This is a genomic window from Catenibacterium sp., assembly GCF_052354645.1.
In the GTDB taxonomy this organism is placed as follows: Bacteria; Bacillota_I; Bacilli_A; order Erysipelotrichales; family Coprobacillaceae; genus Catenibacterium; species Catenibacterium mitsuoka_A.
On sequence record NZ_DAWDDM010000056.1, the window covers coordinates 1 to 9305 of the forward strand.

6 protein-coding genes and 1 pseudogene are annotated in these 9305 nt (G+C 35.2%); all 7 read left to right on the top strand.

Annotation, left to right across the window (positions count from 1 at the left end):
• Positions 1-310 (top strand): annotated as a pseudogene (locus ACT8VG_RS04000) (threonine ammonia-lyase); the annotation flags it as partial.
• 86 nt (positions 311-396) lie between these two features.
• Positions 397-1263 carry an ROK family protein gene (locus ACT8VG_RS04005; RefSeq protein WP_444195251.1) on the top strand — a complete coding sequence of 289 codons (867 nt, stop codon included), beginning with the start codon at positions 397-399 and terminating at the stop codon, positions 1261-1263.
• 226 nt (positions 1264-1489) lie between these two features.
• The gene (locus tag ACT8VG_RS04010) at positions 1490-2557 is read left to right on the top strand and encodes a carbamoyl phosphate synthase small subunit (RefSeq protein WP_006504821.1); all 1068 of its coding nucleotides are present in this window, start codon (positions 1490-1492) and stop codon (positions 2555-2557) included.
• Position 2558: 1 nt separating this feature from the next.
• The gene (gene carB, locus ACT8VG_RS04015) at positions 2559-5756 is read left to right on the top strand and encodes a carbamoyl-phosphate synthase large subunit (protein WP_432269859.1); all 3198 of its coding nucleotides are present in this window, start codon (positions 2559-2561) and stop codon (positions 5754-5756) included.
• Between the two features lie 96 nt (positions 5757-5852).
• Entirely contained in the window at positions 5853-6395 is a 543-nt protein-coding gene (locus ACT8VG_RS04020) for a LemA family protein (RefSeq protein WP_217107076.1), read from the top strand.
• Positions 6395-8080, top strand: coding sequence for a DUF2207 family protein (locus tag ACT8VG_RS04025; protein WP_444195252.1), 1686 nt, complete (start codon positions 6395-6397; stop codon positions 8078-8080). Before ACT8VG_RS04020 ends, ACT8VG_RS04025 begins: the two co-directional genes overlap by 1 nt.
• A gap of 70 nt (positions 8081-8150) precedes the next feature.
• The gene (locus ACT8VG_RS04030; RefSeq protein ID WP_288706581.1) at positions 8151-9155 is read left to right on the top strand and encodes an MBL fold metallo-hydrolase; all 1005 of its coding nucleotides are present in this window, start codon (positions 8151-8153) and stop codon (positions 9153-9155) included.
• Positions 9156-9305 lie beyond the last annotated feature (150 nt).

A 9305-nucleotide genomic window follows, 5' to 3' on the forward strand; every position in this document is an offset into this window, starting at 1 on the left:
TGTATCAGGTGTTAAAATCGATGTACTTTCTATTTCTTCTATGATCAATAAGGGACTTATTGAAAGAGGTAGAATCTTCTCATTCTCAGTACAGCTTCCAGATATTCCTGGACAGTTAGAAAAAGTTGCACATCTATTAAATGAATGTAATGCGAATGTTGTAGCGGTTGATCATAACCAGTTCAAGAACTTCGCAAGATTCTCAGAAGTAGAATTAAGAGTCACTTGTGAAACAAATGGTGAAGCACATATCGATACAATTGTTGAAACATTTAAACAGAATGGTTTAGAAATTCATCGTGTTAACTAGGGAATAACGTAACGTTATTCCTTTTTTCGTCTATTTCACTATTGTGCATTTTTTTGGGAAATCCTATAGATAGGAGGAAAATTGATATGTTACTAGGAATTGATGTAGGAGGGACTTCTGTCAAATATGCAACATGCGATGAAAAGGGTCATTTATTTGACAAGGGGTCTTTTAAAACACCTTCTACTTTAGAAGACATGTATCAGGCTATTGAAACTATTTTTAAAGAAAGAGATGTTGATGGTATTGCGTTAAGTATGCCAGGAGCTGTTGCAAGTGATGAAGGTGTCATTTATGGTGCGTCTGCGATTGACTATATTCATGGTCCTAATATAAAGAAGGATCTAGAAGAAAGATTACAGACACGTGTAGAATTAGAAAATGATGCCAACTGTGCAGCACTTGCTGAAGTATGGCTAGGTGCCGCTAAAGATAATCAGGATTGCTGCTTTGTCGTATGTGGTACAGGTATTGGTGGTGCTGTGATTAAGGATAAGAAGATTCATAAGGGTAAACATCTTCATGGTGGTGAGTTTGGTTATATGATTAATAACTTTGATGCAGATTCACTTGAGTTTAACTTTTGGTCTTTTGATTCTACAGTTGCCATCGTCAAGGGTGTAGAAAAAGAACTAGGTGAAACATATGATGGACGTTATATTTTTGATCATGCCAATGAAAATGAAGTATTCAAGAAGTATGTCAATCGTTTCTATTATGCTCTTGCAGTAGGTATTTATAATATTCAATATTCCTATGATCCAGAAGTGATTATTATTGGTGGGGGCATCTCTGTAAGAGAAGATATGATTGATGAAATCAATAAGCGTTTAGATATTATTATAGACAAGATTGAACCAGCACGTATTAAGCCTGTTGTAAAGAAATGTGCCTTTGCGAATGATGCCAATATTATTGGTGCAATCTATCACTATTTAACAATTTCTAAATAGTAAAATAAAAAAATTTTTGAGTATTCATTTTTTGCTTGCTTACAATCTTAATATCGTTTATACTACAACAGAAGGAGTGAGAATATGAACGCAAACACAATTATGACAACTTCAGTTTTCGCAAACGTGTTTCCTAAGGGTTCTTATTTTCATTTTTTAGATTTCTTATTTTAAGGACATATCATCTATTGGTGATATGTCTTTTTCATAATTGAGGAGGTTGACTATGAAAGCTTATTTAATTTTAGAAGACGGACATGTGTTTGAAGGGGAAAGCTTTGGATATGAAAAAGAAGTCATAAGCGAATTTGTCTTCAATACTTCAATGACTGGTTATGTAGAAGTGTTGACAGACCCATCTTATGCAGGTCAGAGTGTTGTAATGACTTACCCACTTATTGGTAACTATGGTGTATGTTTAGAAGATCAGGAATCTGAACACCCATATGTTGAAGGATTTGTAGTAAACGAATTATCACGTTTAGGATCTAATTTTAGAAAGAATGAAGATTTAAATGATTATTTAGTACGTAATCATATCCCAGGTATCCAGGGAATTGACACACGTGCACTTACTAAGTTACTTCGTAATGATGGTTGTATGAACGGTATGATCACTACTCATAAGTATGAAGTAAGCGAAGTCATCGACAAGATTAAAGCATTCAAGGTACAGGGTGTTGTAAAAGCATGTACATGTAAAGAAAAACATACTGTAGGTACAGGCAGAATGAAAGTTGCTTTATATGACTTTGGTGCTAAGCGCAATATTGCGAATGAATTAGCAAAGAGAAACTGTGAAGTAACAGTATTCCCAGCTACTACACCTGCTTCTGAAGTATTAGAAGGTAACTTTGATGGTATTATGTTAAGTAACGGTCCTGGTGACCCAGCTGAAGTAACTGATATTATCGCAGAAGTGAAGAAATTATCAGAAAGCGGTATGCCAATTTTCGCAATTTGTCTTGGACATCAGTTAATGGCTCTTGCTCATGGCTTCAAGACAGAAAAATTAAAATATGGACATCATGGTGCAAACCATCCAGTTAAGGATTTAGACACTAACCGTGTTTATATCTCTACACAGAACCATAACTATGTTATCAAGGATGATTCAATTGATCCTGCAGTGGCTAAGGCTTGGTTTAGAAACGTAAATGATGGCACTATTGAAGGTGTTGAATATTTAAATAAGAATATCAAAACTGTTCAGTTCCACCCAGAAGCAAATGCTGGACCTAGAGATACTGAATATTTATTTGATGAGTTTATTAAGATGATGGAGGGAAAGTAGAATGCCTAAGAATAAAGATATAAAAAAGGTTCTTGTTATTGGATCAGGACCAATTATTATTGGACAGGCAGCTGAATTCGACTATGCAGGTACTCAGGCTTGTCGTGCATTAAAAGAAGAAGGAATTGAAGTCGTTCTTATTAACTCTAACCCTGCAACAATCATGACTGATAAGGATATTGCAGATCATGTTTATATTGAACCTTTAACAGTTCCTGTTGTTAAGAACTTAATCTTAAAAGAAAAACCAGATTCAATCTTACCAACTCTTGGTGGTCAGAATGCCTTAAATATCGCAATGGCACTTGATGATGAAGGTTTCTTAGAAGCACATAACGTACGTACTATCGGTACTAATACAACTACAATCAAGCTTGCAGAAGACCGTCTTGAATTCAAGGAATTAATGGAAAGAATCCATGAACCAGTGGCTGCTTCAACAGTTGTTAACCATGTAGATGATGCATTAGAATTTGCTGAAAAGATTGGTTATCCAGTAGTAGTAAGACCAGCTTATACACTTGGTGGTACTGGTGGAGGTATTGCTGAAACTCCTGAAGAATTGCATGATATCTGTACTAATGGTTTAAGATTATCACGTGTATCTCAGTGCTTAATTGAAAGATGTATTGCCGGTTGGAAGGAAATCGAATACGAAGTAATGAGAGATGGCAATGGTAACTGTATTACAGTATGTAATATGGAAAACGTTGACCCAGTAGGTGTTCATACTGGTGACTCTATCGTAGTAGCGCCTTCTCAGACTTTAGGTGATAAAGAATATCAGATGTTAAGAAGCTCTGCTTTAAACATCATCACTGCATTAAATATTAAGGGTGGATGTAACGTACAGTTCGCATTAAACCCAAATTCTTTTGAATATTGTGTTATCGAAGTTAACCCACGTGTCAGCCGTTCTTCAGCTTTAGCTTCTAAAGCAACTGGTTACCCTATTGCGAAGTTAGCTGCTAAGATTGCATTAGGTTATTCACTTGATGAAATCGTGAACGCTGTAACAGGTAAGACATATGCTTCTTATGAACCAACATTAGACTATATCGTATGTAAGATTCCTAAATGGCCATTCGATAAGTTCTATGGTGCATCAAGAAAACTTGGTACACAGATGAAGGCAACTGGTGAAGTTATGGCAATCTGTAATAACTTCGAAGGTGCTTTAATGAAGGCATTACGTTCACTTGAACAGAATGTATTCTATTTATCAATTCCTGAAATGGAAGGTAAAGACACAGAATACTTAAGAACTAAATTAAAAGATGTAGATGACCAGAGAATCTTCGCAGTAGCTGAAGCATTAAGACAGGGCATTACTGAAGAAGAAATCCATAATATCACTAAGATTGATTCATGGTTTATTGATAAGATTAAACATCTTGTAGAAATCGAAAATAAATTAAAGACAGAAGAATTAACTCCAGAATTATTAAAGGCTGCTAAGAGAGTTGAATTCCCAGATAGAGTTATTGCAGACTTAACTGGTAAAGATAAGAATGAAATTCATGATTATCGTTTAGAAAACAATATCACTGCTGCATTCAAGACAGTTGATACTTGTGCTGCAGAATTTGATGCGGAAACTCCATATTTCTATTCAGTATATGGTGGAGAACATGAAATTAAACCAGATAACACTCGTAAGAAGGTTATGGTATTAGGTTCAGGACCAATCCGTATTGGACAGGGTATCGAATTCGACTACTGTTCAGTACATTGTGTATGGGCATTAAGAGCTGCTGGCTATGAAACAATCATCGTCAACAACAACCCAGAAACAGTTTCTACTGACTTCGATATCGCTGATAGATTATACTTTGAACCACTTACTCAGGAAGATGTTCAGAGCATTGTTGAACTTGAAAAACCAGATGGTGCAATCGTTCAGTTTGGCGGTCAGACAGCTATCAAGTTAACTCAGGACTTAATGGATATGGGAGTTTCTATCCTTGGTACTTCAGCTGATAGCGTAGATGCTGCAGAAGACAGAGAACGTTTTGATGAAGTGTTAGAAAAATGTGAAATCGATCGTCCTAGAGGGGCAACAGTATTTACTGTAGATGAAGCATTAGAAGTTGCAAATAAATTAGGTTACCCAGTACTTGTACGTCCATCATATGTATTAGGTGGTGCAGGTATGGAAATCGCCTTAAATGATGGTGATATCAAGAAGTTCATGAAGATCATCAACCGTCAGTTCCAGGAACATCCAATTCTTATCGATAAGTACTTATCAGGTAAGGAAGTAGAAGTAGATGCTGTATGTGATGAAAACGGCGTACTTATTCCTGGTGTTATGGAACACGTTGAAAGAGCTGGTGTTCACTCTGGTGATAGTATCTCAGTATATCCACCACAGAAGATCAAGCCTGAAATCAAGCAAGTTATCTGTGACTACACTCAGCGCTTAGCAAAAGCATTACACGTTATTGGATTAATCAACATCCAGTTCATCGTATATGAAGATGAAGTTTATGTAATCGAAGTAAACCCAAGATCTTCTCGTACAATTCCATATATCTCAAAGGTAACAGATATTCCAGTAGTAGATGTTGCAACTAAGGTTATCATGGGTCATTCAATCAAAGATCAGGGTTATGAATATGGCTTACAGCCAGAAAAAGAAACTGTTGCAGTTAAGATGCCAGTCTTCTCATTTGAAAAGATCAAGGGTGCTGAAATTTCACTTGGCCCAGAAATGAAATCTACAGGTGAAGTATTAGGTATCGCAAAGACATTTGATGAAGCAATCTATAAGGCATTCATTGGAACAGGTATCAACTTACCAAAGAAGAAGAATATCATCTGTACAATCAAGGACAGCTCTAAAGAAGAATTCTTACCAATCGCTAAGCAGTTCTATATGTTTGGATATGACCTTTATTCAACAGAAGGTACTTATAACTTCTTAAAGGAACATGATGTACCAGTTCATAGAGTTAACAGAATTGCGGAAAAGTCTAACACAATCTTTGACTTAATGTTAACTGATACTGTTGACTTAGTTATCGATATTCCTACAAGAAACGATAACTTAAAGGACGGTTTCTTAATTAGAAGATTTGCAGTTGAAGCAGGTATCCCTATCTATACATCATTAGATACAGCACAGGCATTAATCAACTGTCTAGAAAAGAGACATCAGGGTCCAACTTCATTAGTTGATATTACAAAATTAAAGTAAGCACTTTAAGGCTATGATTTTGCATCATAGCCTTTTTTTCTATGTTTCATATGTTTTTGTTGATATAATTATGCATATACAAAGGAGGACGTAATTATGATTATTGCGGTAGTGGTGATTGTATTAATTGTTTTATATGCAATCGCAACATACAATGGACTTGTTAAGTCTAAAAATAAGTGCCTTGCTGCATGGGCACAGATTGATGTTCAATTAAAAAGACGTGCAGATATGATTCCTAATATTGTAGAAACTGTAAAAGGTTATGCAAAGCATGAAAAGGAAACACTTGAAGGAGCTATTCGTGCAAGAAACAGTTATGTAACTGCTTCTACACCAGAAGAACAGCTTAAGAATGCTGGTGAATTAGAAAGATCATTAAGTCGTTTAATGATGCTTCAGGAAAGTTATCCTGATTTAAAAGCTAATGCAAACTTCATGTCTTTACAGAATGATTTAAAGGAAACTGAAGATAAAATCAGTTATGCAAGACAGTTCTATAATGATGATGTTAAACAGTATGTGAATAAGTTAGAAATGTTCCCTTCTAATATCATTGCTTCAATGTTCCACTTTGAAAAGATGAACTTCTTTGAAGTGGATGAAGCATCTAAAGAAGTACCAAAGGTACAATTCTAATGAAACGCTTATTATCATTTCTTACAGTATTGTTGCTGTTGATGCCAACTGCAGTTGATGCATCAAGCACAAAAGTAAACAATATTGGCATTACCTGCCAGATTGATCAAAATGGTACAGCAACATTTGTAGAGAAATGGGATATGGATGTATCGGAAGGGACAGAAGGATACAAAATATTCAATGGTATGAATGATCAGCCATTGACACTTATTGGTGTCACTGATGATCGTGGGGTAACATACAAAAATATCGGTACATGGGATTCTGATGTTTCTAGAGAATCTAAGATTAATAAATGTGGTCTGATTAAAGATGGTGGTCACTATGAGTTGTGCTTTGGTCTAGGTGATTATGGGACACGTTCTTATACAATGGTTTACCAGATTGAGCATTTTGTGAATCAGTATAAGGACCAGCAGGGTATTAACTATGCTTTTATAAGTGATATGTCATTAGATGTTGCAGATGTTACTATTCATGTATCAGGTATTACTCCCTATAGTAAAGAGAATGCGAAAATCTGGGCATTTGGTTATTCGGGTAGTGTGAATTTTGATAATGGTGGTGTTACTTTAAAAACAGACTCTTTGGGCAGTAATAAGATGCAGTTATTAATGGGTCTTGAAAGTAATTCTTATACATCACCTAATAAACGTCATGCAAGTGAAAAGTTTGAAGATGTTGTGAAGGATGCAAAAGAAGGATCTAGTTATTCTGGCGGCATGTCAAAAGCAGCGAAGATTATGATCTTTATCTTCATCATCTTTGTGATTGTAATGCTTATCTTTATTATAGCTGCTGTTATTGTATTCTCAGATTCAGGTGTTGTATTTGAGAATGGACGTACAATTAAAGGTAAAGAAGTAACTCCATTTAGAGAAATTCCATGTAATAAAGATATATTCTTGTTCTATTATCTAGCTAAAAAGCTGGGTATTATAGGTGATGGTGAGAGTCGTGAAAACCTTGTGTCTGGATTTATCTTGAAATGGGTACGTGATGGTATAATCACAATTAGAGAAAAGGAAAGCGGCGCAATCGTCAAGAAAAAGAATTATGACATGTATCTTGATGTAGATGCAAAGTTTGAGAACAAGCAGGAAACAGCACTTTATAAGATGTTTATTCTTGCGTCTAAAGATGGTGTTCTTCAAACAAAAGCATTTCAGAAATGGTGCAGCAAACATTATAAGAAGATAGATGATTGGTTCACTAAAGTGGATAATGTCACAGAAGATTCTATGAATAAGAATGGTTATGCGAAAACTAAAACTATTTATAAACGCTTATTATTCTGGAATATTCCACGTGATCGTACAGTATGGACAGATAAAGCGTATGATCAATGTCTTTATGTATGGGGATTTAATAACTTCCTTGAGGATGAAGACAATATGAAAGAAAAAGCTGCTATTGAAGTTAAACTTTGGGATGAATATCTCATCTTTGCAGCAGTACTTGGTATTGCGAATCGTGTAGAAAAACAATTGAAGGTTGCGATTCCTCGTTATGAAGAAACATCAACTTACAATAATTTTCCAATTTACTACTATACACATACGTTTGCACATAATAGTATGAGTGCAGCTTCTTCAGCTGCAAGTGCAGGACAAGGTGGTTCATCATCATTTAGTGGTGGTGGAGGCGGCTTCTCCGGTGGTGGAGGCGGCGGTGTCCGTTAAAGGCAGGATTTCCTGTCTTTTTTCTTGTAGAAGAAAAATAGTTGTCTATAATGAGTGACAGGAGGAATTTATGAAGAAGTTATTTAGTATATTCTTATCCATGGTACTTATCACGGGTTGTAGTACAACTTCTACACCGAAGAAAGAAGTATCAAACAATATCAAATCTCAAGTCACTTATATTAATGTAGGGCAGGGAGATTCAACACTTATTCAAAATAATAACCAAACAGTTCTTATTGATGCTGGACATGGTGATGGATACGAAAATGCCAGCTTGAATTATTTAAAGGAACACTATATCAATACACTTGATGCATTAATCTTAACGCATTGTGATGCGGATCATATAAATGATGCAAAGAATATTATTTATCAGTTAAATGTAAAAAAGATATATATGTCTAGTAGAACCTCTTCTTCTTATACATATATGAAACTATTAAATGCGATTAAAGAGAAGAAAAAGAAAATTACTGTACCTAAGGTAGGAGATATCTTTCAGGTAGGTGCAGGCTCTATTGAATTTATTGGTGTAGGTGAAGGAGCACAGAACAATAATGACTCATCTTTATGTATGAGATATGATGATGGTTATCATCGTTTTGTCTTTACTGGTGATGCTGCAGAATCAATGGAAAAGAAACTAAACAATGTACAATGTGATGTATTTCAAGCAGGACATCATGGTTCAGCTTATTCAAACAGCGATAATCTATTATCTAGAATGAAGGCAAGTTATGTCGTAGTGTCTTGTGGTAAAGACAATATGTATGGTCATCCTCATAAGGAAGCATTACAGAGATTCTCTAGATATAATATGCAGGTTTATCGTACGGATGAATTGGGTACAATCCGTTGTGTTTCTAAGAAGAATAAATTGACCTTTAATGGTAAAGAAGAAATCCCGACTACTCAAACAACACAATATATAGGATCTAGAAATACTAAGAAGTATCATACTGAAGATTGTCAGTATGTAAAAACGATTAGTGATAAGAATAAAGTTTACTTCAGTTCTTCACAGGAAGCACAAAATGAAGGCTATATTCCTTGTAAAGCATGCAATCCATAAAGCATGCTTTTTATAATATTCAGACATAAAAACAGGATATAAAATAAGAAAAATAATTTTTTTGAATTTTCTTCAAAAAACACTTTACAAACGCCCGGATATTGGGTATTATAGACAGGCAGTCCGGGAGACGGGCTGAGACAGAACATT

Coding starts and splice junctions, on each gene's coding strand:
- ACT8VG_RS04005 (WP_444195251.1), top strand. CDS start 397: ATGTTACTAGGAATTGATGTAGGAGGGACTTCTGTCAAATATGCAACA.
- ACT8VG_RS04010 (WP_006504821.1), top strand. CDS start 1,490: ATGAAAGCTTATTTAATTTTAGAAGACGGACATGTGTTTGAAGGGGAA.
- carB (WP_432269859.1), top strand. CDS start 2,559: ATGCCTAAGAATAAAGATATAAAAAAGGTTCTTGTTATTGGATCAGGA.
- ACT8VG_RS04020 (WP_217107076.1), top strand. CDS start 5,853: ATGATTATTGCGGTAGTGGTGATTGTATTAATTGTTTTATATGCAATC.
- ACT8VG_RS04025 (WP_444195252.1), top strand. CDS start 6,395: ATGAAACGCTTATTATCATTTCTTACAGTATTGTTGCTGTTGATGCCA.
- ACT8VG_RS04030 (WP_288706581.1), top strand. CDS start 8,151: ATGAAGAAGTTATTTAGTATATTCTTATCCATGGTACTTATCACGGGT.